Raw genomic sequence first — 235 nt, 5'->3', positions numbered from 1 at the left:
ATCCGCCTTGGGTGCCGGCGCGGCCTGCTTCGCCTATCGAATATGCGGTCTACGATCCGGACAGCCGCATGCTGCTCGGTTTCCTCAAGGGCTTGTCGGAACATCTGTCGCCGGGCGGCGAGGGCTGGCTGATTCTGTCGGATTTTGCCGAGCATCTCGGATTGCGCACGCGCGAATGGTTGCTTGCCGCGATCGCGGATGCGGGGCTGACGGTGGTGGCGCGCGAGGATATTCG

1 pseudogene is annotated in these 235 nt (G+C 64.3%); it reads left to right on the top strand.

Annotated elements, in window-relative coordinates:
- A pseudogene (locus SB753_RS41400) lies at positions 1 to 235 on the top strand (methyltransferase); the annotation flags it as partial.

Source organism: Paraburkholderia sp. SIMBA_053 (genome assembly GCF_046534895.1).
In the GTDB taxonomy this organism is placed as follows: domain Bacteria; phylum Pseudomonadota; class Gammaproteobacteria; order Burkholderiales; family Burkholderiaceae; genus Paraburkholderia; species Paraburkholderia caledonica.
Note: the sequence above shows the minus strand (reverse complement) of the source record. Positions and strands in the feature narration are given on the sequence as shown.